Annotated in this window: 27 protein-coding genes and 1 tRNA gene; 15 read left to right on the top strand and 13 right to left on the bottom strand. The window is 73.0% G+C overall.

Going from position 1 to position 23,895, the window contains the following annotated elements; all coding sequences use genetic code 11:
* Positions 1 to 32: 32 nt before the first annotated feature.
* Positions 33 to 1,145: a mycothiol transferase gene (locus tag ABD120_RS39895; RefSeq protein WP_425564036.1), complete on the bottom strand. Its 1,113-nt coding sequence runs from the start codon at positions 1,143 to 1,145 to the stop codon at positions 33 to 35.
* A gap of 87 nt (positions 1,146 to 1,232) precedes the next feature.
* Here ABD120_RS39895 and ABD120_RS26410 point away from each other — a divergent pair, with 87 nt between their 5' ends.
* Entirely contained in the window at positions 1,233 to 1,862 is a 630-nt protein-coding gene (locus ABD120_RS26410) for a helix-turn-helix domain-containing protein (RefSeq protein ID WP_343952771.1), read from the top strand.
* On the opposite strand, the gene ABD120_RS26405 is transcribed toward ABD120_RS26410, so the two are convergent.
* Complete coding sequence (locus tag ABD120_RS26405; RefSeq protein WP_343952770.1) at positions 1,840 to 2,307, bottom strand: adenylyltransferase/cytidyltransferase family protein; 468 nt, start codon at positions 2,305 to 2,307, stop codon at positions 1,840 to 1,842. The two genes, ABD120_RS26410 and ABD120_RS26405, sit on opposite strands and share 23 nt — an antisense overlap.
* 190 nt (positions 2,308 to 2,497) lie before the next feature.
* Between ABD120_RS26405 and ABD120_RS26400 the strand changes: the two genes are divergently transcribed.
* Entirely contained in the window at positions 2,498 to 2,926 is a 429-nt protein-coding gene (locus ABD120_RS26400) for an ATP-binding protein (RefSeq protein ID WP_343952769.1), read from the top strand.
* Between the two features lie 55 nt (positions 2,927 to 2,981).
* On the opposite strand, the gene ABD120_RS26395 is transcribed toward ABD120_RS26400, so the two are convergent.
* Positions 2,982 to 3,941, bottom strand: coding sequence for a helix-turn-helix transcriptional regulator (locus ABD120_RS26395; RefSeq protein WP_343952767.1), 960 nt, complete (start codon positions 3,939 to 3,941; stop codon positions 2,982 to 2,984).
* A gap of 48 nt (positions 3,942 to 3,989) precedes the next feature.
* On the opposite strand from ABD120_RS26395, the gene ABD120_RS26390 reads away from it, so the two are divergent.
* Complete coding sequence (locus tag ABD120_RS26390) at positions 3,990 to 4,577, top strand: hypothetical protein (RefSeq protein ID WP_343952766.1); 588 nt, start codon at positions 3,990 to 3,992, stop codon at positions 4,575 to 4,577.
* A 19-nt stretch (positions 4,578 to 4,596) separates the two neighbouring features.
* Here the strand turns inward: ABD120_RS26390 and ABD120_RS26385 are convergent, their stop codons facing one another.
* On the bottom strand, positions 4,597 to 5,562 hold the full coding sequence (locus ABD120_RS26385; RefSeq protein ID WP_343952765.1) for a magnesium transporter CorA family protein: 966 nt from the start codon (positions 5,560 to 5,562) through the stop codon (positions 4,597 to 4,599).
* A gap of 44 nt (positions 5,563 to 5,606) precedes the next feature.
* Positions 5,607 to 6,764, bottom strand: a complete 1,158-nt coding sequence (gene kynU / locus ABD120_RS26380; protein ID WP_343952764.1) for a kynureninase — start codon at positions 6,762 to 6,764, stop codon at positions 5,607 to 5,609.
* A gap of 205 nt (positions 6,765 to 6,969) precedes the next feature.
* Between kynU and ABD120_RS26375 the strand changes: the two genes are divergently transcribed.
* Positions 6,970 to 8,226 (top strand): YibE/F family protein, encoded by a 1,257-nt coding sequence (locus tag ABD120_RS26375; protein ID WP_343952763.1) that lies wholly within the window; start codon positions 6,970 to 6,972, stop codon positions 8,224 to 8,226.
* Positions 8,227 to 8,355: 129 nt separating this feature from the next.
* On the opposite strand, the gene ABD120_RS26370 is transcribed toward ABD120_RS26375, so the two are convergent.
* From ABD120_RS26370 to ABD120_RS26360, 3 genes are read right to left on the bottom strand one after another with little or no spacing between them, the layout of a single operon-like run.
* Positions 8,356 to 9,336: a serine hydrolase domain-containing protein gene (locus ABD120_RS26370; RefSeq protein WP_343952762.1), complete on the bottom strand. Its 981-nt coding sequence runs from the start codon at positions 9,334 to 9,336 to the stop codon at positions 8,356 to 8,358.
* A gap of 41 nt (positions 9,337 to 9,377) precedes the next feature.
* A complete protein-coding gene (locus tag ABD120_RS26365; RefSeq protein ID WP_425564035.1) occupies positions 9,378 to 10,208 on the bottom strand; it encodes an SAM-dependent methyltransferase in 831 nt (276 codons plus the stop codon).
* Positions 10,209 to 10,223: 15 nt separating this feature from the next.
* Positions 10,224 to 12,047 carry a SpoIIE family protein phosphatase gene (locus tag ABD120_RS26360; protein ID WP_343952760.1) on the bottom strand — a complete coding sequence of 608 codons (1,824 nt, stop codon included), beginning with the start codon at positions 12,045 to 12,047 and terminating at the stop codon, positions 10,224 to 10,226.
* Between the two features lie 54 nt (positions 12,048 to 12,101).
* On the opposite strand from ABD120_RS26360, the gene ABD120_RS26355 reads away from it, so the two are divergent.
* A complete protein-coding gene (locus ABD120_RS26355; protein ID WP_343952759.1) occupies positions 12,102 to 12,815 on the top strand; it encodes a GAF and ANTAR domain-containing protein in 714 nt (237 codons plus the stop codon).
* Here ABD120_RS26355 and ABD120_RS26350 read toward each other — a convergent pair.
* A complete protein-coding gene (locus tag ABD120_RS26350) occupies positions 12,812 to 13,150 on the bottom strand; it encodes an anti-sigma factor antagonist (RefSeq protein ID WP_343952889.1) in 339 nt (112 codons plus the stop codon). The genes ABD120_RS26355 and ABD120_RS26350 overlap by 4 nt on opposite strands.
* Positions 13,151 to 13,324: 174 nt before the next feature.
* On the opposite strand from ABD120_RS26350, the gene ABD120_RS26345 reads away from it, so the two are divergent.
* Genes ABD120_RS26345 through ABD120_RS26335 form a run of 3 tightly spaced genes read left to right on the top strand, consistent with a single transcriptional unit; the run spans position 13,325 to position 15,841 of the window.
* The gene (locus tag ABD120_RS26345; RefSeq protein WP_343952758.1) at positions 13,325 to 14,095 is read left to right on the top strand and encodes a SigB/SigF/SigG family RNA polymerase sigma factor; all 771 of its coding nucleotides are present in this window, start codon (positions 13,325 to 13,327) and stop codon (positions 14,093 to 14,095) included.
* A 13-nt stretch (positions 14,096 to 14,108) separates the two neighbouring features.
* On the top strand, positions 14,109 to 14,513 hold the full coding sequence (locus ABD120_RS26340) for an ATP-binding protein (protein ID WP_343952757.1): 405 nt from the start codon (positions 14,109 to 14,111) through the stop codon (positions 14,511 to 14,513).
* Positions 14,510 to 15,841, top strand: coding sequence for an NAD(P)/FAD-dependent oxidoreductase (locus tag ABD120_RS26335; protein ID WP_343952756.1), 1,332 nt, complete (start codon positions 14,510 to 14,512; stop codon positions 15,839 to 15,841). The genes ABD120_RS26340 and ABD120_RS26335 overlap by 4 nt, the downstream gene beginning before the upstream one ends.
* 137 nt (positions 15,842 to 15,978) lie before the next feature.
* Here ABD120_RS26335 and ABD120_RS26330 read toward each other — a convergent pair whose 3' ends face one another.
* The gene (locus ABD120_RS26330) at positions 15,979 to 16,401 is read right to left on the bottom strand and encodes a hypothetical protein (protein ID WP_343952755.1); all 423 of its coding nucleotides are present in this window, start codon (positions 16,399 to 16,401) and stop codon (positions 15,979 to 15,981) included.
* 75 nt (positions 16,402 to 16,476) lie between these two features.
* Positions 16,477 to 16,550: transfer RNA gene (locus ABD120_RS26325), tRNA-Pro, on the bottom strand.
* A gap of 269 nt (positions 16,551 to 16,819) precedes the next feature.
* Here ABD120_RS26325 and ABD120_RS26320 point away from each other — a divergent pair.
* The 4 genes from ABD120_RS26320 to ABD120_RS26305 all read left to right on the top strand — a co-directional run bounded on the left by ABD120_RS26320 (position 16,820) and on the right by ABD120_RS26305 (position 20,051).
* A complete protein-coding gene (locus ABD120_RS26320) occupies positions 16,820 to 17,959 on the top strand; it encodes a hypothetical protein (RefSeq protein WP_343952753.1) in 1,140 nt (379 codons plus the stop codon).
* A 110-nt stretch (positions 17,960 to 18,069) separates the two neighbouring features.
* Complete coding sequence (locus ABD120_RS26315; protein WP_343952752.1) at positions 18,070 to 18,594, top strand: SigE family RNA polymerase sigma factor; 525 nt, start codon at positions 18,070 to 18,072, stop codon at positions 18,592 to 18,594.
* Entirely contained in the window at positions 18,591 to 19,850 is a 1,260-nt protein-coding gene (locus tag ABD120_RS26310; protein WP_343952751.1) for a TolB-like translocation protein, read from the top strand. Before ABD120_RS26315 ends, ABD120_RS26310 begins: the two co-directional genes overlap by 4 nt.
* Before the next feature lie 18 nt (positions 19,851 to 19,868).
* The gene (locus ABD120_RS26305) at positions 19,869 to 20,051 is read left to right on the top strand and encodes a hypothetical protein (RefSeq protein ID WP_343952750.1); all 183 of its coding nucleotides are present in this window, start codon (positions 19,869 to 19,871) and stop codon (positions 20,049 to 20,051) included.
* 18 nt (positions 20,052 to 20,069) lie between these two features.
* On the opposite strand, the gene ABD120_RS26300 is transcribed toward ABD120_RS26305, so the two are convergent.
* Both ABD120_RS26300 and ABD120_RS26295 read right to left on the bottom strand, forming a co-directional pair.
* A complete protein-coding gene (locus ABD120_RS26300) occupies positions 20,070 to 20,708 on the bottom strand; it encodes a response regulator (RefSeq protein WP_343952749.1) in 639 nt (212 codons plus the stop codon).
* Entirely contained in the window at positions 20,699 to 21,910 is a 1,212-nt protein-coding gene (locus ABD120_RS26295) for a sensor histidine kinase (RefSeq protein ID WP_343952748.1), read from the bottom strand. The genes ABD120_RS26300 and ABD120_RS26295 overlap by 10 nt, the downstream gene beginning before the upstream one ends.
* Before the next feature lie 109 nt (positions 21,911 to 22,019).
* Between ABD120_RS26295 and ABD120_RS26290 the strand changes: the two genes are divergently transcribed.
* From ABD120_RS26290 to ABD120_RS26280, 3 genes are all read left to right on the top strand, one after another.
* Positions 22,020 to 22,265, top strand: coding sequence for a hypothetical protein (locus tag ABD120_RS26290; RefSeq protein WP_343952747.1), 246 nt, complete (start codon positions 22,020 to 22,022; stop codon positions 22,263 to 22,265).
* On the top strand, positions 22,262 to 22,987 hold the full coding sequence (locus ABD120_RS26285; protein ID WP_343952746.1) for an ABC transporter ATP-binding protein: 726 nt from the start codon (positions 22,262 to 22,264) through the stop codon (positions 22,985 to 22,987). Before ABD120_RS26290 ends, ABD120_RS26285 begins: the two co-directional genes overlap by 4 nt.
* Positions 22,984 to 23,895: ABC transporter permease family protein (locus ABD120_RS26280; RefSeq protein WP_486348451.1), on the top strand; the 912-nt coding region annotated here is incomplete at its 3' end. The genes ABD120_RS26285 and ABD120_RS26280, both read left to right, overlap by 4 nt.

Raw genomic sequence — 23,895 nt, 5'->3', positions numbered from 1 at the left:
GCTGCATACCGATCACCATAACACCGGCGCCGTCAGCGGCCGGTCGTGCCGTCGATCAGTTCGCGGAGGATGTCCACGTGGCCCGCGTGGCGGCCGGTCTCCTCGATCATGTGGGTCAGTGCCCAGCGGACGCTGGGAGCGGGGCGGCCCGGCCTCGTTCCGGGGATCGGCGCGCCGAGGTCGGCGCACCCGTCGAGCACGTCGTTCGCGCGCTCGACCGCCGCCCGGTAGCGGGCCACCACGTCGGCCACGCCGTCCGCCGGGTCGGCCTGGAAGGTCGCCTGCCAGTCGGTGACGTCCTCCCCGAGGAACAGCGCGCGTTCGACGGAGACCAGGTGGTTGAGCAGGCCGAGCAGGTTCGTGCCCGAGGGCACCCGGGCGGTCCGCGCCTGCGGTTCGGCCGCGCCTTCGACCTTCGCCGCGATCGAGGTCCTGAGGTAGTCGAGGAAGCCGCGCAGGACCTCGGCCTCGCCGCTCCCGGTCCTCGGCGGCGGGGTGTCACGGCGGCGGCGCGCGGCGGCCGGGCGGCCGCGGCGGATCAGCAGGACGTGGTCGGTGACCTCGGCGGTGCGCCCGTCCGGCCCGGTGGCGGTCCGGGTGGGGCTGTCGGCCCGCTCGACCGTCCAGGTCGCCGCGTCCAGGCCGAGTTCCCCGGCGACCTCCTCCGGGCCGGGGTACCGGACGCCGGGGTCCTGATCCCACGACCACGGCGCGGTCGAGCCGTCGTCGACGACCAGCAGCCGCCCGCCGGGTCGCAGCGCGTGCGCGGCTGCGCGCAGCACGCTCGCCCTGTCCAGGTCGAAGGGGGTGTGCAGGTAGTGGGCGCAGATCAGGTCGAATCCGCCCGGCGGGAGCGACCGGTGCAGGTCGTGCCGTACGGCGGCGACGCGGTCCCCCAGGCCGCCCGCGAGGGCGAGGGCGGCGAGCCGCTCGACGGCCACGGCCGAGATGTCCGTGGCGGTGACGCGCCAGCCCTGGTCGGCCAGCCACAGGGCGTCGCCGCCGATCCCGCATCCGAGGTCCAGCGCGTCGCCGGGCGGCAGGCCGGTGACCGTCTCGGCGAGGCGGGCGTTGGGCCGGGGGGCGGCGGCAGGCCGGGCCGCGTGGACGCCGTCCCAGAACGCGGCCGCATCGGTGGTGCTCATCGGGACTCCTTCTGTCGGTAGGCGCCCAGTCTCGCCACACCTCGCCGGATCCGGCACGCGATCTTGCGGTTCTGGCAAGATGGCCGGGTGGACAAGGAGACGGACGACGTACTCGACGCGGTGGGGCCCCGGCTGCGGGCCCTGCGTCGTGAGCGCGGTATCACCCTCGCCGCCCTCGCGGCGACGACCGGCGTGTCGGAGAGCACCCTGTCCCGGCTGGAGAGCGGGCGGCGCCGGGCCACCCTGGAGTTGTTGCTGCCGCTGGCGCGCACCTACGACGTGCCGCTGGACGACCTGGTCGGCGCCCCGCGCACCGGAGACCCCAGGATCCATCTCAAGCCGATCAGCCGGTTCGGGATGACCTTCGTGCCGCTGTCGCGACGGCCGGGCGGGGTGCACGCGTTCAAGATGATCATCCCCGCCGTCGGGGAACCCCTGGCACCGGCCCTGAAGACGCACGAGGGCTTCGAGTGGGTGTACGTGCTGAGCGGCCGGCTGCGGCTGGTGCTCGGTGAGCGCGACCTGACGCTGCCGCCGGGCGAGGCGGCCGAGTTCGGCACGTCCCTGCCGCACTGGCTGGGCAGCGCCGACGGCGGCGCGGTCGAGTTGCTCATCCTGTTCGGCCTGCAGGGGGTGCGGACACACGTACGAGCCACACCCCGCCGATCGGCTCACGGCGGCGGTCAGACCGGACTCAGCCCTTGCCCGCGGCGTTGACGATGCGGGTGGTGGAGCGGTCGGGGATCGCCGCCAGCTCCCAGCACTCGGCGCCGAGCAGCGCGGCGGCGGCGCAGCGGCCGCCCGCGTGCGGGTCGCCCGCCGTGTGGGCGAGCGCGCCCGGCCGCATCGGCGCCATGAGGTCGATGTAGTCCTCGGGGCCGTGGGCCTCGGGCGGGCCGGTGACGATGAACACACCGCTCACGAACCGGAGGGCGGCCAGCACCTCGGCGCGTTCGGCGGCCGGGTTGAACGGGCGGGTCGGCCCCTTCCAGGCCCGCACGCGCGGGTCGTCCTCGACGCCCACCACCAGCGGCAGCCCGCGCTCGGCCACGGCGCCGAGGTAGCGGACGTGGCCGACGTGCAGGATGTCGAACACCCCGGTCACGTAGGCCGCTCCCGGCTGGTCGTGCGGGCGCACCCACACGGCCTCGAGGCTGCTCACCCGTGCTCCCCTCCGTCCGCGTACTCGTCGATCGCAGCGTACTTGGTCCGGCGCGGCACCCGCGCGGCCCCCCGCCCCCTCGGGACACCCCTCAGGAAAGGGCATTCCTACCTTTTCGCGGTAATCTCCCGGACCCGTGCGGCGCGTCTCACAACGCCGCCGCCATCGGGCCGACATCGGGGAGGTCGTCATGCAGACATCGGAGTCACTGACCGCCGGGGAACCAGCCGGGCCGGGACCGCGCCACCTGGTCGTGCGCCTGCCCGGAATGCCCGCTCAGATCGCCCGCGCCAGGGGTGCCGTGACCGCCGCGCTCGGCCGCGACCATCCGCATCACGACGAGGCCGTCCTGCTCACCAGCGAGTTGGCCACGAACGCGATCCTGCACACGCGCTCGGGCGACGGCGGGTCGTTCACGGTGTCGGTCGACGCCTCCGGGCCGGTGGTGCGGGTGCGGGTCGCCGACGCGGGCTCCGAGCAGCCGCCGTGCCAGTGCCAGAGAGGCACGTACGCCACCGGGGGCCGGGGGCTGCCGCTGCTGGAGGCGCTCAGCCACCGCTGGGGCTTCGAGCGCGCCGGGGGCGCGAACACGGTGTGGTTCGAGATGTCGGGCAGGTGAGGCCCGCTCGCACCCGGCTACGGGTCCGGACGCGGGCAGGTGGGGACCCGCCGGTCTACAGGTCCAGGCGGCACAGGCCCTCGGCGAGGGCCTTGGTGGTCAGGCGGGTCCTGCTGTCGCAGCCGAGCTTGGCGAAGATGTGCTCCAGGTGGGTGGTGACCGTGCGGACGCTCAGCACCAGGGCCGCCGCGATCTGTGGGTTGGAGTCACCCGCGGCCACGCGGGTGAGGACGTCCACCTCGCGCCCGGTCAGCTCGTACGGCAGCGCGCACGGCCGCTCGGCGATCACCGCGCCCTGCAGCCCGCTCTGGTAGCCGACCCCGGCGCGCACCGCCCGCACGTCGTGCCAGCGGCCTCGGCGGTCCTTCCACAGGCCGTGCCTGCCCAGTTCGCGCGAGTCGATGAAGTCGCGGGCGAAGGCGGCGACGGCGGGCTCGTCCCGCAGCGCCTCGGACGGCTCCACGCCGGGCACCTCCCTGCGCACGCCCGCCCGGTCGAAGGCCAGCGCCCGGTAGCCGGGCGGCAGCGCGGTGGGGCTGACCAGGCAGCGGGACAGGTCGGTCACGTGGGCCAGCATCGGCGCCGCCGCCGTGAGCAGCGGCCCGGCCGCCTCGGGCAGGCTGTCGCGGTAGGCCAGGTGGATCAGGCCCGTGTAGCGGCCCTCCGGCAGGAACAGCGGGGCGGTGAGGCCGTGCCGCCAGCCGTAGGGCGCGAGGTGGCGGCGGAAGTAGCGCCGGGTGCCCGGCTCCGGCATCGCGACGGGGGCGCGGGTCGACAACGCGCGGCGGTAGCTGTCGAGGCCCGTGTACTCCTGGGCGGCGTCGCCGTCGATACGCTCGTGCCCGGCCGACACGACGCTGCGGTGACGGCCGGTGGCCGGGTCGAAGGCGACGAACTCGTAGCCGTCGACCGGCACGACCCTGCCCAGCGCGGCCATCGCCCCGTGGGCGCCACCGGTGCCCGCGACCTGGTAGCCGACCTCCGCGAAAGCCTGTAAGAGCGAGATGTCGGCCACCGGTCTTTTATAGCATTCGCACTGATCGGACATGGAATGATCACATCTATGACCTCCGACCGCCTCGCCGGGAAGGTGACCGATCTCCTGGCTCCCCAGGTTCTGGTGATCGCCATGCCGCCCCTCGTCGGCCTGCTCGCGCAGGGCTGGACCGGCGCCGCCTGGGGCCTGCTGGCGTCCGCGCTGTGCGGCGGGGTGCCCGCGGCGGTGATCTACGCGGGCGTGCGTGCGGGCCGGCTCGACTCCCATCACATCGTCGACCGGGCCAGGCGCACCGGCCCCCTGCTCGCGGCCGTCGGCGCAGTACTGGTCGCGCTGCTGCTCCTGGTGGTGCTGGGCGCCCCGGTGCTGCTGGTGGCGACGGTGACGGCCATGCTGGTGGCGCTGGCGGTGACCGTACCGGTGACGCTGCGCTGGAAGATCTCCTTCCACGCGGCCGTCTGCGCGGGCACGGTGGTGGTCTTCTCGCACGTGCTGCCGCCGGTGCCGACGGCGCTGGCCGGGGTGCCGGTGCTGGCGCTGGTGTGCTGGGCGAGGGTACGGCTGCGGCACCACACCCCCGCCCAGGTGGCGGTCGGCGGCCTCACCGGCGTGGCCAGCACCTGGGGCACCCTGGCCGCCTTCGGCCTCTCGTGAAACCGGCGGCGTCCCGGCGCTAGAGCCAGTCCTTCTTCTTGAAGACCGTGTACAGGGCGATCGACGCCGCCGCCACCACCAGGCTCGACACCCAGAAGCCCCACGGCTGGCCCTCGCCGGGATATGGCACGTTCTGTCCGTAGAAGCCGGTGATCGCGGTCGGCACCGCGATGATCGCCGCCCAGCCGGTGAGCCGTTTCATGATCTCGTTCAGCCGGAAGCCCTGCTGGGCGAGGTGGGTCTCGCGCAGGTTGCTGACGAGTTCGCGCAGGGAGTCCACCCAGTCGGCCACGCGCAGCACGTGGTCGTGGACGTCCTGGTAGTACGGCGCCATCTCGGCCGTCACCACGTGCACGTCGCGGCGGTACAGCGCGGTGACCACCTCGCGCATCGGCAGCGCGATCTTGCGGAAGCGGACCATGTTCTTGCGCAGCGCGAACGTCCGCCGCTGCAGTTCGCGGTGGTTGCCGCTGTCGCCGAACAGCGCGTCCTCCAGTTCCTCGACCTGGCCGTCGAGCGACTGGACCAGGTCGAAGTGGCCGTCAACGACGTAGTCGAGCAGGCCGTGCAGCAGGAAGCTGACGCCGTTCTTGGCCAGGCCGCCTCCGGCGTCCCAGCGGGCGACGACCGCGTCGATGTCGAAGCCGTCGTTCTGCCGTACGGTGACCAGCGCGTTCGCGGTGGCGAAGACGTCGATCTCGACGGGCTGCAGCGTGCCCTCCTCGTCCACGCGCACGCCGTACACCGTGATGAACAGGTGGCTGTCGTAGACGTCCAGCTTGGGGCGCTGGTGGTCCATGAGCACGTCCTCGACGGCGAGCTCGTGCAGGCCGAGTTCCTCGCCGATCGCGCCGAGCTCGGCCGGGGTGGGCGCGCACAGGTCGAACCAGACCACGCAGTCGTCGTCGCACACGTAGTCGGAGACGTCGTCGATGGGGAACCCCTGTTTGACGACGACCCCGTTTCTGTACAAGCGGGTGCGCATTCTGAGAAGTGTGGCAAACCTTTCCCGCTCGCGCACCCGCCCGCTCAGGTGACGGCCAGGCGCGCGGCGTAGCGGGGGTCGCGCCACAGCTCCCGGTCGAGTACGTCGGCCAGGCGCCCGGCCGCCTCGCGCACGTCGGCGAAGCGGGTGTAGAGCGGCGCGAACCCGAACCGCAGGATGTCGGGCGCCCGGAAGTCGCCGTGCACCCCGCGCTCGATCAGCGCGCGCATGACCGGGTAGCCGTGCGGGTGGCGGAAGCTGACCTGGCTGCCGCGCCGCTGCGGGTCACGGGGCGAGGCGAGCTCCAGGCGGTCGCCGACGAGGTCGACGAACAGCGAGGTGAGCGCCATGCTCTTGGCGCGCACCTGGTCGAGGTCGACCCGCTCCCAGATGTCGAGCGCGGCCTCCAGCGCCGCGAACGACAGCACGTGCGGCGTGCTGACGGCGAAGCGCCTGATGCCGTTCGCGGGGCGGTAGCCGGGCTCGAAGGCGAACGGCTCGGCGTGGCCGTGCCAGCCCGACAGCACGTTCTCCGCCGTGGCGTGGTGGCGCGGGTTGACGTAGAGGAAGGCGGGGGCGCCCGGCCCGGCGTTGACGTACTTGTAGGTGCAGCCGACGGCGAAGTCGGCCGCCGAGACGTCCACGCGCAAGGCGCCGACGCTGTGGCAGACGTCCCAGACCATGAGCGCGCCCGCCTCCTGGGCGCGGGCGGTCGTCTCCCGCACGTCACGGCGCTCGCCGGTGCGGTAGTCGACCTCCGACAGCAGGACGGCCGCCGCGTCGTCGAAGCGGCCTTCACCGATGTCGCGCAGTTCGCCGAGGCCCTGGACCATGTAGTTGTCGGTCGGGAAGTTGGCCCGGTCGACCACGATCACGCGGCGTCCGGGTCGCAGCCGCAGCGCGGCCGAGACCGCCTGGTAGATCGCGATCGAGGTGGTGTTGCCCGCGACGACCGAACCGGGGGGCGCGCCGATGAGCGGGGCGATGCGGTCGCCGACGGTCAGCGGCTGCTCGTACCATCCCGCGCTGTTCCAGCCGCCGACGAGTTCGCGGCCCCACTCCTGCTCGACGGCCTGCCCGACCCTGCCGACGGCCGCCTTGGGCAGGGCGCCGAGAGAGTTGCCCGCGAGGTAGACCCCGTCGTCCGGCAGGACGAACTCGTCCCGGAAATGGCGTAGCGGATCGCGGTCGTCGTCGAACACCCAAACACTCCTCTGCGTCGCGGTGCTCTACAGCTTGGCGTGTCGAGCGGATGGGAGAAAAGGGGTGTTTGCCATGATTTCTCCCACGAAGTTCTTGTCGTAGCACGAACACCGTACCCCGCTCCCGAGCTTGGCCCCGGCGCCGCCGACGGCCCTGTACTCTCCAACGAGACATCCATCACCACCCCCTGGAGATCGCTCGCCCATGGGCGCGAATCATGCGCATGGACCCACCGCTCCGGCGTCCCGGCGGGCCGTGCTCGCGACGCTCGCCGTGCTCGTGCCGCTCGCGCTGGCCACCGTCGTGGCGATGATCGCGCTGTGGCCGTCCCCGCCGAAGCCCGCGCCCGCCGACACCGGGCACGCCCGCTACACCGCGCGGATCGACACCGTCACACTCACGCCCTGCGGCGAGGAACCACCCGTCGAAGGCGGCCAGCTGCCACCACCCGACCCCGCGACCTGCGGCGACGCCAGGGTGACGTTCACGAGCGGGCCGGAGGCCGGGCAGAGCGCGCAGATCCAGCTGCCGAGCGGGCCGGGCGCGCAGGTCTTCCACGCGGGCGACGACGCCATCGTGATCTACGCGCCGGAGCCCACGCTGGACGCCTCGCCGTACCGGCTGTCCGACCACGACCGCTCGGCGCCGCTGTGGTTGTTCGGCATCGCGTTCGCGCTGGCGGTGGTCGCGTTCGGCCGCTGGCGTGGGCTGACGGCGCTGTTCGGGCTCGGGGTGACGTTCGCGGTGCTGCTGCTGTTCGTGCTCCCCGGCATCCTGGACGGCAAGCCGCCGCTGCTGGTCGCCATCGTCGGCGCGTCGGCGATCATGCTGACCGTGTTGTTCCTGACGCACGGTTTCTCCCTGGCGACCTCGATGGCGGTTCTCGGCACCCTCGCGAGCCTGGTGGTCACCGGGGCGCTCTCCTACCTGTCGCTCGACCTCGCCCACCTGTCGGGTGTCAGCGACGAGGCGGCCTTCAACCTGGGGATGAGCTACTCCATCGACACCCAGGGACTGCTGCTGGCGAGCATCATCATCGGCTCGCTCGGCGTCCTCGACGACGTCACGGTGACACAGTCGGTCACGGTGGGCGAGCTCTCCCACGCCAATCCGTCCTACGGCTTCCGCCGCCTGTACCGCGCGGGCGGGCGGGTCGGCCGCGCGCACATCGCCTCGGTGATCAACACCATCATCCTGGCGTACGCGGGGGCGTCCCTGCCGCTGCTGCTGCTGATCAGCGTGGGCCGCGAGCCGCTAGGGCAGGTGCTGACCAACCCGGTGATCGCCCAGGAGATCGTCAGAAGCGTGGTCGGCACGCTGGGGCTGATCGCGGCCGTGCCGATCACGACGGCCCTGGCCGCGCTGGTCGCCCGCCGCACCCAGGACAGTCACGCCGACCACGCCGACCATGCCGAGCCCTCCGGCCGACGCCGCCGCTCCCGCCACTCGTCCGTCTCCTGACCACCGTCTCCTGACCACGGGCGACGCCCGCCCGCGCCGAACCGGCAGCGCCCTGTCACGCCCCCGAGGGTGCTCAACGCCGCACCGCGTCGCCGCACGCCTCCACGCCGCGCGGGCGGGATCGGGCGCTCAGCCGCCTGAGGTGTGCTCGGCCAGCAGCGTGAAGCCGTGGCGATCGACCGAGTCGGACGTGGCGGACAGCACGACGGCGCCCGTACCCGCGGCGCGATCGAGCCCGGCCCACGTCCGGAACCCGCCGGTGCCGCCGTTGTGCCAGGTGATCGCCCGCCCGCCGGCCTCGACGGTGATCCACCCAGCGCCGATTCGCGCCCCCTTGCCGAACGCCTCGACCGGGTCGAGTGCGGCGATCCCGGGCGCGGTGCCGTCGAGCAGCGCCGCCATCAGGCCTCCCATGTCCTGGATCGAGGCCCGGATGCCGCCTGCGGGCCCGATCGCCGCCCCCGTCCACGGCTCACGCGGCCGCCCCCGCCGGGTCCGGCCGATGAGCGCCTTCGGCCCGAGCCGGTCGGCCGTGTCGGGCAGGTAGAGCCCGCGCAGCCCCAGCGGCCCCGCCAGGCGGGCCTGGACGAGGTCCGCGTACGTCGTCCCGGCCGCCGCGGCGAGCGCGTGGCCGAGCAGTTCGAACCCGAAGTTGGAGTAAAGCGCCTCCGGCTCGCCGACGGGCGCGCCCCTGGCCTGGTCGAGGAGCTGCCCGAGGTCCTCGCCGTACGGATTGGTGCCGCGCAGCCAGAGCGCGAGCGTACGCCGGAGGGGCTGCGCGGACGCGGGCAGCCTCGGCAGCCCGGAGCGGTGCCGGGCGAGCGAATCCAGCCTCACCCGGGCCGCCGGGACGTCGCCGAGCGGCAGTAGTTCGCCCAGGGTGGAGTCCGGCCGGATCTCGCCGCGTTCCAGCGCGTCGGCGTACAGGAGCCCGGTGACCGCCTTGGAGATGGACCCGATCTCGAAGTCCGCGTCCAGGTCGGCGCCGATCGCCGCCAGGGTCACGCCGGAGGCGGAGATCAGCGCCGCCGCCGCGACCGGGTGCCGGGGCCCCAGCAGCGTTCGCACCCGCTCGGCGAGTTCCCGTGTCGTGGTCCGCTCGTCGTCCATACCGTCAACATACATTGACCCGGGTCGTGGTGCGGACGCCGTCAGCCCGCGAGCCGCCCGACCCCGCCCTCGACCCGCAGCCGGGGCTCGCCGTCCAGCAGCGGCATCGCCGCGTCGTCCGGCTCGCCGATCCGCCAGTCCTGCACCGGCACCAGTCCGGGCCCGATCAGCTCGAATCCGTCGAACAGCGCCAGCACCTCCTCGTGCTTGCGGAAGACCGACTGGGCCGGCGAGTCGGCCGTGGCCATGGCGAGTTGCCTGATCGCCTCCGGCTCGCTGTCGGCCATCGTGTGGGACAGCACCAGGTGGCTGCCCGGCGCCATCCGCTTGCGGAAGCTCGCCACGATCCCGGCGGGATCCTCCTCGTCCATGACGAAGTGGAGGACCGCGACCATCAGCACGGCCACCGGCTGGTCGAAGTCGATCAGCCCGCTGACGTGCGGGTCGGCGAAGACGTCGGCGGGCCGCCGCAGGTCGCCGTGGATCCCGGCGACGCCGGGCGCCTTGGCCAGCAGCACCTCGGCGTGCAGCCGGACGACCGGGTCGTAGTCGACGTAGACGACCCGGCACGCCGGGCTCACCTCGCGCACCACCTCGTGCACGCTCGGCGAGGTGGGGATGCCGGTGCCGAGGTCGAGGAACTGCCGCACGCCCTGCTCGGCGAGGTGCCTGACGGCCCTGGTGAGGAAGCGGCGGTTGGCCCGCGCGACCAGGCGGGTGTCCGGCGCCACCGTCAGGAGCTTGCCGGCCACCGCCCGGTCGATGGCCAGATTGTCCTTCCCGCCCAGGAGGTAGTCGTAGACGCGGGCGGAGCTGGGGACGGTGGGATCGACACCGGGGGGTACACGTTCGAGCTCGGTCACGATCTTCATCCTAACCGGCGGGTCTCAGGCCGGACGCAGCGCCAGTACGACGATCTCGTCCCACACCTGGCCGCCGGAGAAGGCGGCGCGGTCGTCCTCCACGGCCTTGACGACGGCGGCGGGCGGCTGCCCCGCCGTCCGGGTGAGGACGTCGGCCAGACGCTCCTCTCCATAGGCCACGCCCTGCCCGTCGGGCGAGGAGACCAGGCCCTCGGAGTACAACACCAGCGTCTGGCCCGGCGCCATGGTCAGCTCCTGAGTCTTGGTCTCGGCCTGCGGCGCGATGCCGAGCGGCACGCCGCCGCCGACGCAGAAGCGCACGGTGCCGTCGGCGTCCACCAGCGCGGCCGGGTGGTGGCCCGCGGACGACAGCCGGACCTCCCGCCCGCGCGCGAATCCGGCGACGGCCATCACGAACATGCCGGTCCCCTGCGCGACCAGGGCCTGGTTGACCTTCCGTACGACCTGGTCGGGGTCGTCCTCCCAGACGCTGAGGACCCGCAGCCCGCCCCTGACCATGGCGCTGACGGAGGCGGCCTCCTCGCCCCTGCCCGCCGCGCCGCCGAGGGCGAAGCCCCAGCCGCCGGAGACGGGGAAGACGTCGTAGAACTCGGCGCCGACGGAGGATCCCGGGTGGTAGATGGCCGCGGCCTCGTAGCCGGGCACGTCGGGCAGGGCGCGCGGCACGACGCTGGCGGTGAGCGCGTCGGCGGCCTGGGCGCGGCTCTCCAGGCGGCGCTGCGCCCGCAGCGCCAGCCCGAGCTGCATCCCGATCTGCTCCATGAGCCCCAGGTCGGCCAGTGTGTACGGGGGCCGTTCATGGGACCTGACCAGCGTGAGCGCGCCCTCGCCCGGCCCGATCGGCACGCACAGCAGCGAGCCCGCGCCCATCAGGGTCAGCAGCGGGCCGTCCGAGCCGACGCCGAGCAGGCTCTCATCCTCGATCATCTCGTGCACGACGCCGGAGTCCTGCTCCAGCACCTGCGCGACCAGCGGTCCGGCCAGCGGATCGGCCGCCTCGACGACGCGGGTGAGTTCGCCGAGCGGCTCGTCCCTGGGCGCCAGGACGCTCGCGCGGCGGGGCAGGCCGTCGCGCACGACGTCGGCGATCACCCAGTCCGCCCAGCCCGAGGCCAGCAGCCGGGACGCCCTCGGCAGCGCGACCGGCCCCCGGGTGCCGGCCTCGTCCAGCAGCAGCCGGGCCATCTCGGCGAGCAGTTCCTGCCTGCGGGCCGAGGCCAGCAGCAGCGCGCCGTCCACCCGCTCGGCGAGGGGCGCGCCGGGCTCGGGCAGGTGCACGTCCGTGGGGAGCGCGACCACGGCCACCATCTGCTGGGGCTCGCCCGCGAGCGTCAGCCGGGTCACCGCGAGCTGGACCGTGTGCGTACGCCCCTGGTGGGCCAGGCGGGTCTCGAACGTGGCCGGATGGCCGGTCCGCAGCACCGACGTCAGGTGCGAGCGGAAGGCGGCGCGCAGGGAGACGTCCACGAGCAGCGGGAACGGCCGCCCGACCAGGTAACCGTCCGGGCTGCCGAGCAGGCGGGAGATCTCGCCGTTGATGCGGCGCACGACCGCGCCGCCGTCGAGGAGGGCCACCGGCACCGGGAAGGCGCGAAACACCTGGCGCAGCAGTTTCAGCTCCCGCTGGGTGCCGTTCCTCCCGCCTCTGGCGGGCGTCGAGCGGAGTTCTCTGGTGGCCTCGCTCAGGAGTTCGAGCGCGGTGTCGAGTTCGGCGAGGGAGGCGTCGAGCGTCTGCCCGAGATCATCGGGGTAGGCCGACCTCGCCTCGCGCAGCGAGGAGACCCGTTCGGCGAGCGAGTCCAGCGCCTGCTCAAGGGAGGTGGTCATACGATGACGCTACGCCACGTGGGATGAAAGCTGCCATACGGGGAAGGTCCCGCCATGATGGACACGATGACGATGGTGACGCCCGCGCTGGCCCGCGAACTGGCCGCGCTCGGCCGCCTCGGTGACGACACCTCCACCGAGAGCCTGCTGCGCGGTCTCACCGCCGCGCTCGCCGCCGGGGTGCCCGGCTGCTCCGGCGGGTCGGCCGAGTGGTGGAGCGGCGACCGGGTCCTGGTGTCCGGCACGCACAGCGAACTGATCACCCTGGTCGAGGGCGAACGCGAACTCGGCGAGGGCCCCTCCTCCGAAGCCCGGCGCACCGGCCGCCACGTCGTCAGCGCGGACCTGCTGGAGGAACCGCGCTGGCCCGGATACACGCCGCTGGCCGCCGGATGGGGGGTGCGCTCGGTGCTGGTGCTGCCCGTGCCGGTCGAACCCGTGCTGTTCGTGATCACCCTCTACTCGGTACGGCCCGGCGCCTTCGCCCCCCAGCAGGCCGCCGCCCTCGGCTCCATGCTGGCCGAGCACGTCGGCGTCGCCATGGCCAACCTGTGGGACTTCGAGCAGGCCCGCACCGACGCCGCCCAGATGCAGGAGGCCATGGCCGGGCGCGCGTTGATCGACCAGGCCAAGGGCATCATCATGAAGACCAGCGGCTGCTCGCCCGAGGCCGCCTTCGAGGAACTGCGCAGGGTCTCCCAGCACCACCAGGTCAAGGTGGTCGAACTGGCCCGGCTGCTGGTCGAGGAGCACGGCCGCCGCCGTTAACCGAACGCGGCGAGCGCGTCGTCGACCGTGTCGTACAACGGGAGCCGGTCGGCCAGGCCGGTGATCCACATCACCTTGGACGTGGAGTACTGCACGCCCACGAGCGCGAAGCGGTCGCCCGCCCCCGTGCACGTCTGCCACTGGTGGACGATCAGCCCGAGCGCCCGGGAGTCCATGAAACTCACGCCCGACAGGTCGAGCGCCAGGTCGCCGGGCGAGACGGCGAGACGGTCGGCGAACTGCTCGCGAGTGGTCGCGTCGAGAACCCCCTCGACCCGGATCACCGTGAGGCCGCCGACCACCGACGAGGTCAGGGTCAACGCCCTTTCCGGCATGGTCACGAGGCAACCTTACTGTCGATCGGGGACACAGGAATACACTCCCGCGAAGCGGGGCATAATGGGAGCGAAGTCCAGCAGAGGGCTTCCGTCTCGAAACCTGCGAGGCGTGCCTCTGCCTGGGCTTTCGCCGTCAGAGGCCGCCCCCTGCGTACGTAGCAAGGAGCCGCCATGGCAGTGCGGGAACTCGCCCTTGAGGACATGACCGCCGAAGAACTCCTGGCCGAGACGGCCAGGCCCGACACCCCCGATTCCGCGAGAGAGCGGCTGCGCGAGCGCATCGTGGAGATGCACCGCCCGCTGGCCGCGGAGATCGCCCGCCGCTACCGCCACCGGGGCGAACCCGCCGAAGACCTCCTCCAGGCCGCCTACGTCGGCCTGATGAAGGCGGTCAACGGCTTCGACCCCTCCCTCGGGCACGCCTTCAGGGGGTACGCCGTCGTCACCATGATCGGCGAGGTCAAACGGCACTTCCGCGACCGCACCTGGGCCGTCCGGGTCCCCCGCGTCTACCAGGAGCGCCGCGCCGAACTGAACCGGCTGACCGCCGACCTCACCCAGACCCTGGGCCGCGCCCCCACCGTGGCCGAACTCGCCGCCCGCATGGGCATCGGCGAGGAGGACGTGCTGCTGACCCTGGACGCCTCCGCCGCCTACAGCACCCTCTCGCTCGACGCGCCCGTCGGCGCCGACACCGAGGCGGCCGCCCTCGGCGACCTGATCGCGGACGACGACGACAGCCTCGACACGCTCGTCGACAGCCACGCCGTCAAACCGCTGATCGACGCGCTGCCGCGCCGGGAGCGCGACATCCTGCTGCTGCGCTTCTTCGGCAACCTCACCCAGGCCGAGATCGCGGCGGAGTTCGGGATCTCGCAGATGCACGTGTCCAGAATCCTGCGCAGGGTGCTCGACCGGCTGCGCACCGAACTGAGCCGCTGACGGGGGTCACGGGGTGGAACAGACCAGCGCCGGGGGCGTGGACGAGGTCACCTTCACCCTGCTCGACCTGCCCGGACTCAGGGACCTCACCGCCGACCGGGCCCGGCGGGCGGGCCTGCGCGGCGAGGCCGTCGCCAACCTCGTCATCGCCGTCAACGAGGTCGCCACCAACGCGGTGCTGCACGGCAGCGACGCCGCGCTGCTGCGCGCCTGGCCCGACGGGGGCGGGCTGGTCGTCCAGATCCGCGACGAAGGCCGGTGGGCGGGGGCCGTCTTCGGCGCCGAGCGCCCGCCCGCGGAGGCCACCAGCGGGATGGGCCTGTGGGTGGCACGGCTGCTCGCCGACACCGTCGAGTTCGACACCGGGGCCGAGGGCAGCACCGTGACGTTGCGGTTCACCAGGACGGGGGCGGCATGAAACGCATCGTGATCGTCGGAGGCGGATATGTCGGCATGTACACCGCCCTGCAGCTGCAACGCCGCCTGAAACCCGGCGAAGCCCACATCACGGTCATCGACGCCGACTCCTACATGACCTACCAGCCGTTCCTGCCCGAAGCCGCCGCGGGCAACCTCGAACCGCGCCACGTCGTCGTACCGCTGCGGCGGATCCTGCGGCGCTGCACCATCCTCAACGGCTGGGTCACCACCATGGACACCGCCGCAAGAACCGTCGTCTTCCAGCCCCACCGGGGGGACGCCCGCGAGATCGGCTACGACGTCCTCGTCGTCGCCGCCGGATCCGTCTCCCGCACCCTGCCGATCCCGGGACTGGCCGAGGCCGGAATCGGCTTCAAGACCGTCGAGGAGGCCATCCACCTGCGCAACCACGTCCTCGCCCAGCTCGACCTGGCGGCCTCCACCGTCGAGCCGGGCGTCGCCGAGCAGGCGCTCACGTTCGTCTTCGTGGGCGCCGGGTTCGCCGGGGTCGAGGCGCTGGCCGAACTAGAGGACATGGCCCGCGACGCCTGCCGCTCCTACCCCACGATCACCCGCGAGGACATGCGCTGGTACCTCGTCGAGGCCACCGAGCGCATCCTGCCCGAGGTCGGCGCGGACATGGGGCGCTGGACGCTGGAGCAGCTCCGCGCCCGCGACATCGACGTACGGCTAGGCACGCGGCTGGAATCCGCCTCCGGCGGGCGGATCCGGCTGTCCGACGGCACCTCCTTCGCCGCCTCCACCCTCGTGTGGACGGCCGGGGTGATGCCGCATCCCGCCGTACGGGCCGGGGACCTGCCGATCGACGACAAGGGCCGGGTGCGGGCCACCGCCACCCTCACCGTCGAGGGACACCACGACGTCTACACCGCCGGGGACTGCGCCGCCGTCCCCGACCTGACCCGGCCGGGCGAGTACTGCGCGCCCAACGCGCAGCACGCCGTACGGCAGGCCGCCGTCCTGGCCGGGAACATCGTCAACCGGCTGCGCGGGCGCCCGGCCGTCGCCTACCGGCACGCGTACGCGGGCTCGGTCGCCAGCCTCGGCCTGCACAAGGGCGTCGCCCAGATCTACGGCTGCAAGCTGCGCGGGCCGCTCGCCTGGTTCGTCCACCGGACCTACCACCTGTCGCGGGTGCCGACGGTCAACCGCAAGGTGCGGGTGCTCGTGGACTGGACGCTCGCGTTGTTCTTCCCGCGCGAGATCGTCGCGCTCGGCGCGCTCACCTCGCCCCGGCAGGAGTTCGAGTACGCCTCCAGGGCCGCCGCCCGGGACCTGTCCACGCCCCACCAGGCCGATCACTGAACGGCCCGGCCCAGACCGCCGGCGCCCGGCGTCTGTGCCCGCTGTCTGTGCCCGGCGTCTGTGCCCGGCCTCAAGACCTGTCGGCTCCTGGCCTCAGGACCGCCCGTAACCGGCTCCGAAGACCACCGGTGCCCGGCTCAGCTCGCCAGCGCCCGTCTCGCCGCCTCCAGCACGGAGCCGACGTGCGAGCCTCCGGACGGAGCCGGGATCTCCGTGAACCCGGCCGCCGGGTCGTAGCCGACGTCCAGGCCGTTGTCGACGAGCCGCTGGGCCCACCGCAGCGCGGTGTTGAGCCGCTCGGCGGCCGGAGCCCGCCCCTGGGCGGCGGCCGACAGGTTGCGCAGGTTGGTGGCCGGGCCCGACTGCATGTGCTCGCGTGCCACCTTCCACGGCAGCGCGGCGCTGTGGTCCATCATCGCCTTGGCGAGACCGGCCGAGCGTTTGGCCTGCAGCACCCCGGACTCGCTCACCCCGAAGTGCTCGGCGAGTTCGCGCACACTGCGCCCCTGCGCCACCAGCCGGGCCAGCTCGGCCCGGTCGATGCTCGGTCTGCGTCCCAAGATCCGCACCTCCACATCGGAGCACGATAAAAGGCCCGACGCTCGACGGATCGAGTATCGGGCCTTTTCGGCGTGTCGGGATGACAGGATTTGAACCTGCGACCCCCTGACCCCCAGTCAGGTGCGCTACCAAGCTGCGCTACATCCCGCTGCGCTCGGCCGCGCCCTGTCGGGGTCGGCCTCGCTCGCGTGAAAGAACACTATCACGGCCGCAACGCCGTCATGACCGGCGAATCAGCCGCTCGCGCGGCCCGACGGTCCCCGTGCGAGAGACGCCGTCAAGGCGCAAAGGATATTGCTGAAACGCCGTGAAATGGATGCCTTTGGTGCTCTTGTCACGCTCTCGTGCCGGCGCTTGTCTCGAAGAGGTGATCTTCCCCGCTCGGCCCGGCCCTCTCCGGGAAGAAGGAGTCGCGACATGACCATGCTCACCTACACCCTCGTCACCGACCCGGCGCCCCTGGAGGCGTCGGCGGCCGGGCGCACGCCGTCCACGGGCACGGTGTATCTGGTCGTCACCAACACCGGGCAGAGCACCGCGTACTGGTCCACGATCGACGTGGCGGTGCCCGTCGGCGACGGTGCCGGGCACCTCACCCCCGACCTCACCAAGGTCAGGGCCAGGGGCGAGCGCGACGGCGCCCAGCCGGTGACCGTCCAGGTTCAGGGTCCAGCCACCATACGAGCCACCTCCGGAAGCGGCACCCGCACTCTCGCCCCCGGCGACTACATGGTGCTGACGCTGGAAGACGTCACCGTCGCCGCCTCCGCCGGGGTGGCCGTGCTGAAGGTCACCGAGGCGGCGAGCAGGACCGCGACGGGAAAGGCCCGCTCCACCGCCACGGCGGTGGCCCTGGTGAAGACCGCCGCGAAGGCGATCCCGGCGCCGCGCGACCTGCGACCGGACACCGCCGTGGTCTCCGCCGGAGGCACGGTCGTGCTGCGGTGGGAGGGGTCCGGCGACTTCGACTACCAGGTCCGCTACCCGGGCGGGCAGGAGACCGTCCCCACGGGCGCGCGCGCCTGGTCGCCCGCCACCGCCCCGAGGCAGGCGACGACCTACACGCTGGTCGCCACCTCCCGGACCACGCCCCCGGAGGAGCACTACCTCACCACGACCGTCCAGGTGAGCGACCCCGTCCTGGACGGACTCACCGTCCCCGCCGGCATCAGCGCGCCCTGGGTCCAGGGGACGGCGGGCACCGGGCGCGTCACCTTCACCGGCGCGGGCGCGGAGATCACCGACGGTTCGGGCGGGCGCGGCACCCTGTACGCCGCCAAGGCCGACCTGACCGGAGTCAACACCGAGTGGGTCCAGGGCAGAAGCACCGACGACGGCTGGATCAGCTTCCCGAAGACCGGGCTGCAGGTCTCGATGGGCGGGACGGACACGGCCAGGGGCGGCGCCGTGTACACCGAGTTCGTGTACGCCAAGGACGTCCCGTGGGAGCAGGGCGGCGGCTGGATCAACCTGCACAGTGAGGGGATCACCGTGTACGTGGACAAGGCCGGCGGACCGGACTTCGGGAGCGTGACGGGCCGCATCGACAGACGCTGACCGGCTCGGCACCCAGCCGTCCCGTCTTGGGGCGGCCCACGCCGGCCTCGATGAGAAAATCAACCTTTCGCCCGGCCGACCGCGTCGGTAACGGGCGAGAGGAGTTCGTCTTGGACCGCAACGACAGCTTCCGCGAGTTCATGGCCGCCCACCAGCAGTCGCTGACGCGCACGGCCTACCTGCTCACGGGAGACCGCCACCTGGCCGAGGACCTGCTGCAGAGTGTGCTGGTCAAGGTGCTCGGCCGCTGGCCGGTGACCAACCCTCCGGCGTACGCGCGCAAGGCCCTGGTCAACCAGTACATCTCCTGGCGCCGCCGCCGGGTCAGCACGGCGGAGCTGCCGAGCGCGGAGCCGCCCGAGCGCTCGTATTCGAGCGAGGAGCCGACGATCGTGCGGATCGCCGTGCAGCGGGCGCTGTCGCGGTTGCCGCCGAAGCAGCGGGCGGTGATCGTGCTGCGCTACTACGAGGATCTCACCGAGCAGGAGACGGCGAAGGTCCTGAACTGCTCGGTCGGCACGGTGAAGAGCACCGCCCATCACGCGCTGGCCCGGTTGCGGGCGCTCGCGCCGGATCTGGCGCCGAGGTTCTCAGAACTCGAAGGACGAAAGACAGTGGAAGGGGCGCGGCGGTGACCTGGCTGCGGAACGTACTTCACGACATTGCCGACGACGCACCGAGGCTGGACCTGACCGAGCGGATCATCGCCCGCCGCGAGCGGCGCCGCCTCCTCGCCCCGGCCCTGATGACCGCCGCTGTGACGGTCACTGCGGCCGTCGCTGTGGCCGTCGTCACGCTCACGGCCACGGCCGTCGTACGACTGGCGCCGCAGGAGCCGGTCGCCGAGCGGCCGGGCGCGGTGACGGACCTCCCTGCCCGAGGGGTGGGGCCGGTGAGCCACGCCTACCTGACGTACTGCCGCCCCGACGACGGCCGGGTTCCGGCCGGGTGCGTGGAGGGCGGGTGGCAGGTGGTCACCCGGAACGGCCGGACGTACCGGGTGGCGCAGGCCCTGCGCAACGACACCGGCTACGGGATCCGCAGGAGCCCGCTGGCGATCAGCGGGGACGGCCGCAAGATCGCCTATTACGCGACGGGGGCCGGGACGTTCGTGGTGCGCGACCTCGCCTCCGGAGCGGTTGAGACGGCGCCCGCCAAGGTGCCGAAGGGGTGGCTCGGCAGCATCACCCACCTGCTGCTGTCGGACGACGGCCGCTATCTGGCCTTCTCCAAGCGGCCGCCGCTGCAGGATCCGGCGATGGTGTTCGACCTGCGGGAGCGGCTCGTACGGCCGTTGCCCAACGGCGCGACCCCCATCGGCCTGTCCCCTGACGGCGACACGATCACGCTGGCCGAGTACGCCCCCAAGTCGCGGCTGCGGACCGTCGGCCGCCTGTGGAGCTCCTCCTTGGCGAGCGACGCGAAGGCCGTGGACCTCCCGGGGAACCATCTGGCCGGGCCGCTCAGCCCTGACGGGAGAACCGTACTGGCGGTGAGTCACCTGCCGGACAGCACGTGCCGGGGGGTGAGCGGCAACGTGGTCCCCGTGGACCCGAGGACCGGGAAGACCGTCCAGAGGGAGCTGGCGTACGTGGACACCGGCACCGGCGAGATCGTCCGCCGTGTCCCCATCGGGGGTCTGCCCGTGGCGGACCACCGGGTCTACCTGCGCGGCTGGATCGGCCCTCGGGAGATCACGGCCATCACCACCCCCCTCACGTGCGGCGATGGCCGTGATGGCCGTACGGCCACCATGACCCGGCAGCCGTCGTACGCCCCCTACACGGTCCACGCGGTGAACGTCGACACCGGCAGCGCCAGAAAGCTCGCCACCTACCGCGCCCAGAGTCCCCTCCACCTCGTCCTCCCCGGCTTCCCCGGGACACTGTGACGGGGTCCGGTTCGCGTCATGCGGCGGCAGGCCAGCGCCGAGGCGCGCGAGTCCGGCATGAGCCTGGAGGAGGTCGCCGGGCGGCCGCTGCGGGCGAGCTACTCGGCCGAGGACCCGCCGGTCCACGTGCTGGAGACGGTCTGCGCCGCGAACCGGCACGTCTTCCCCATCGGGCAGGTCGCGGGACACGACGAGTTCTGACCCCGCCGGGGCCTGATCTCAGGCGCCCAGGTAGCGCAGGACGGCGGCGACCCGGCGGTCGACGCGGTCGCTGGGGGCCAGGTTCAGCTTGGCGAAGATGTTGCGGATGTGCTTGTGCACGGCGCCCTCCGTGACCGTCAGCCGCTCGGCGATGGCCCCGTTGCCGAGCCCTTCGGCCATGAGGGCGAGTACTTCGCGCTCGCGGCCGGTGAGCCCGTCGAGCGGGTCGCGCCGCCTGGCGAACAACTGGGCGACCACGTCGGGGTCGATGGCGGTGCCGCCGCCCGCGACCCTGGCGACCGCGTCCAGGAACTCCTCGACACGGCCGATCCGCTCCTTCAGCAGGTAGCCCATGCCGCTGGTGCCACCGGACAGCAGTTCGGTCGCGAACGCCTGCTCCACGTGCGCGGACAGCACCAGGACGGCCAGCTCGGGGTGGCGGCGCTTGGCCCGGACAGCCGCCTGGATGCCCTCGTCGGTGTGGGTCGGGGGCATGCGCACGTCCACGACCGACACCTGGGGGCGGTGCTCCTCGACCGCGTCCAGGAACGCCTCCGGCTCCCCCACGGCGGCGGCCACGTCGAAGCCCTCTCCCTCCAGCAGCAGCACCAGTCCTTCGCGCAGCAGCGCGTCATCCTCGGCGATCACTACTCGCACGTCAGCTCCATCTCGATCACCGTCGGTCCCCCCGCCGGGCTGACCACCGTCAGCGTCCCGTCATGTGCCTCGACCCGGCGGCGGATGCCGGTGAGGCCCGTCCCCGCGTCGCCGTCGGCGCCGCCCACGCCGTCGTCGCGGACGACGACGAGCAGCCGTGGGCCCGCACGCCGTACCTCGATCTCCGCCTGCTTCGCCCGGCTGTGCCTGCAGACGTTGGTGAGGGCCTCGGCCACGGTGAAGTACGCCGTGGTCTCCGCCGACAGGGGCAGTTGCCCGAGTTCCCCGACCCGCAGCGCGCACGGCACCGAGCAGCCGGCCGCGAGCGCGCTGAGCGCGCCGGCGAGGCCCCGGTCGGTCAGGATCGGCGGCAAGATGCCCCGCACGACCTGCCGGAGTTCGGCCAGCGCCTGCTCGGCGGCGGTCTGGGCGCGTTCGAGCGCGTGCTCTGCCCGGCCGGGGTCGCGGGCGAGCGCCCGCCGCGCGGCGGCGACGGTGACGACGACGGCCATGATGCGGTTCTGGGTGCCGTCGTGCAGCGCCCGCTCGATCCTGCGCAGTTCGGCGGCGTGCGCGCGCAGCGCGCCCGCGCGGGTGGCGGTCAGCCGGGCGACCCGCTCGCTCAGGTCGAGCGAGGGGTGGGGGGCCAGCAGCCGGACGGCCGGCCACGACTGCGCGTACGCCAGCAGGGGCGCCAGCCGAAGCAGCCCCGCCATGGCCGCGAGCCCGGCCGCGCAGGCGGCGAACGCGGCGGGCCACGTGGTCACCGGGATGCCGAAGTTGACGTAATGGTGCTCGGGCGGCAGCAGGGTCCAGTGCAGCGGATAGGAGATCTCCCGCAGCGCGGCCATGGGCAGGAACACCCCCACGAGGCCGCAGAGCAGGCCCGAGGTGGCGTGGGCGAACAGCCAGGAGAGGTCGCGCAGGGTGGCCGGGTCGGAGGACAGCGTGCGCCGGCCTCCGGGCACGCGTCCACCGGTGTACGGGCTGACGAGCTCGATGCCCGTGCGGCTGAGCCGTCTGCGTTCCCACTCCGCCGTCGCCCTGGTCGTGGCGACCATCGCCGGGACGAGCAGCCATCCCACCCCGACCAGGCAGGCGGCGCCGACGACGATCCAGCAGATCGCCACGAGCAGTGCCGCGATCGCGGTGACCAGTCCCCCTGCCAGGCGCTCCAGATTCTCGAGAGTCCCCCGCAGCACGGCGGACAGCCTAGTACGAACCGGACATAACCTCTTCCAGCCAGCCCTACCCCGAACAGGCCAGAGGGCAGGATTCTCCCAGGTCAGCGGCATTTCTAGAGTTCTGTTCATGAACGACCCCTATCGCATCACATCCGACGCCCCCGCCCAGGCCCCCGCCCGCGAACGCGGGCGGAGAGGTGGAGCGCTCCTGTCCGCGTTCCTCTGGGTCGTGCTCGTGGTGAGCGCGGTGGTCAACGTCATCGGCAACAACATGGGCGAGGGCGTCTCCGCTCTCGGGATGGGCGCCGGAGCGGTCTCCGTGGCCTGCATCGTCGGCCTGATCGTCCGTCACGTCAGCGGCCGCAAGGCATGAGCCACGTCGTCACCCTGTCCGGAGTCACCAAGAAGTTCGGCGGCCTGGTCGCGCTGGACGACGTCTCGCTCGGCTTCCCGGAGGGCCGCTTCATCGCCGTCATGGGACCGTCCGGCTCGGGCAAGAGCACCCTCATCCAGTGCGCCGCCGCGCTCGACCTGCCCACCTCGGGCTCGGTGGTGATCGGCGGAGTGGACGTCAGCACGCTGAACGAGACCAGGCGGACCGAGCTGCGCCGCTCGCGCGTCGGCTTCGTCTTCCAGTCCTACAACCTGCTGCCCGCGATCACCGTCGAGGAGAACCTGACCCTGTCGCTGCGCCTGGCCGGGCGCCGGCCGGACCGGGCGTGGATCGCCGAGCTGGTCGAGCGCGTCGGCCTGAAGGACCGGCTCCGGCACCGCCCGGCCGAGTTGTCCGGCGGCCAGCAGCAGCGCGCGGCGATCGTGCGGGCGCTGGCCGGGCGGCCCGACGTGGTGTTCGCCGACGAGCCCACCGGCGCGCTCGACCTGCGCAGCGCCGCACAGGTCCTGGACCTGCTGCGCTCGCTCGTGGACGACCTCGGCCAGACCGTGGTCATGGTCACCCACGACCCGGCGGCCGCCGCGCGGGCCCACGACTGCCTGGTGATGGCCGACGGCAAGCTCGTGGACGTCATGCCGGCGCCGACGGCGCAGGCGCTGGCGACCCGGCTCACCCAGCTCGCCTCGGGCGGTGTGCGGTGATCAGGACCGCGCTGGCGATGTCCGGCCTCGGCGGGCTCGTGGTGGCCTTCGTGGCGGTGTTCGGCGGGATGGCGCTGGTCACGGGCACCGGTGTGATCATCGAGTCGGGGCTGCGGTCGGAGCTGACCGAGCAACGGCTCACGGGCGCCCAGGTGATCGTCTCCGCGCCGCAGCGCGCCCCCTCCCCCGACGGGATGCCGGTGGCGTTGCCGGAGCGGGCGGTCGTGCCCGCCCGGCTGGTGACCGAGCTGGCCGGGCTGCCCGGGGTCGCCGAGGCCGTGGGCGACGTGTCCTTCCCGGCCGCGCCGGTCTCAGGGGGCACGGCGAAGGGCGCGGGTCACGGGTGGTCGTCGGCCGCGCTGTCGGGCCCGCCCGCGACGGGTACGGCGCCGCGCGACCGCGACGAGGTCGCGCTCTCGGCGGCGTTCGCCGTACCGGTCGGGCTGGCCATCCAGGTGGTCGCGGCGGGCAAGCGCGGCCGCTACACGGTCACCGCCGTCGTCGAGGCGCCGGGCCTGTACTTCGCCGACCACGTCGCCGCCGAGCTGGCCGGGCGGACCGGTGGCCCGAGGGCGGGCACCGTCGACCTGGTCGCCCTGCGCGCCGCGCCGGGCACGGACGCGACAGCACTGGCCTCGGCCGTCGAGCGCCGGTTGGGCGAGCGGTACGTGGTCAGCACCGGCTCGGCGCGCGGCGACGCCGAGTCGCCGGGCGTCGCCGCCGCGCGGACGACGCTGATCGCGCTGCCGAGTTCGATCGGCGGCATCAGCCTGCTGGTCGTCGGTTTCGTGGTGGGCGGCGGAATCTCGCTGTCGATCACCCGGCAGCGCCGCGACCTCGCGCTGCTCCGGATGGCGGGCGCCGGCCCGCGCCAGCTGCGCAGGATCGTCGCCGTCCAGGGGACGGCG

This window comes from Nonomuraea longicatena (assembly GCF_039525605.1).
GTDB classification, from domain to species: domain Bacteria; phylum Actinomycetota; class Actinomycetes; order Streptosporangiales; family Streptosporangiaceae; genus Nonomuraea; species Nonomuraea longicatena.
The sequence above is the reverse complement of the archived record's forward strand: the minus strand, read 5'-3'. Positions and strand labels throughout refer to the sequence as shown.